The organism is Caballeronia udeis, from assembly GCF_001544555.2.
Classification (GTDB): Bacteria; Pseudomonadota; Gammaproteobacteria; order Burkholderiales; family Burkholderiaceae; genus Caballeronia; species Caballeronia udeis.
In genome coordinates, this window is record NZ_FCOK02000226.1 from 1 (window position 1) to 878 (window position 878).

The window sequence follows — 878 nt, forward strand, 5'->3', positions numbered from 1 at the left end:
CCAGTAGCTATCCTGCGCTCGCACGCATAACAGCGTGAAATCAATGGCTTATGTTTGTGATCGAGTCAAAGTTCGGGCTAGGCATCAGCACCACCAGCGGTTCCTGGCTCACGACTTGATAAGCAAGATCGAGGTCTGGCTCGGCGCGCATAAATGCCAGATCCAGTTTCCCGCGTGCAACGCCTTCGGCAAGGTCTGGCGAGTATCCACTGGACACGGTGACATCCACGTTGGGCAATTCATCTCGAAGAATCCGCATGGCCCTGGGTAACCACGTCATCTCCTGCCCGGTGATAAAGCCGAGCGCAAATCGCTGCTTGCACGGCAGTGCCGCCTGCCTCGCTGCTTCAACGGCTGCGTCCACCTGATTCAGCGCCAGCCGCGCGTGATCGATGAAAGCCATTCCAGCGGCAGTCAGTTCCACGCCGCGCGCACTGCGGCTTAGCAATTCAACCCCTACCTCGTCTTCCAGGTCTCGAATTTGCCGGCTCAGCGATGGCTGCGAGGTGTGCAAACGGCGTTCGGCTGCGACGGTCAGGCTTCCTGTCTCGGCGACGGCGATGAAGTATCGAAGGTGCCGCAATTCCATGATTTCCCCACACGACCGCTTTTGCCTGATCACGCCTTCCAAGCATGTCCCCCGCTTGATCAGGTCCTTTTCTATTCTGCCATCACGCCCTGAATTCCGCCTCGATGCATCGTGTTGAAAGGTTTTCTACCTTGAACGCAGTCGCTAGCGCCATTATTCGCTCCGTAAATTTATTGGATCACGCAAGGGATTTGGCTGGATGAAACGAGAAGCTAGTACAACATCCCGTAAATAGGTTTAATAATTATCTGGCTGCAAATAAGGCTCCAGGAGCGTAACGACGAGTTGA

General features: G+C 55.2%; 1 pseudogene. It reads right to left on the reverse strand.

The features are described 5' to 3' along the window. Positions 1-76: 76 nt before the first annotated feature. Positions 77-589 (reverse strand): annotated as a pseudogene (locus AWB69_RS45350) (LysR family transcriptional regulator); the annotation flags it as partial. Between the last annotated feature and the right edge of the window lie 289 nt (positions 590-878).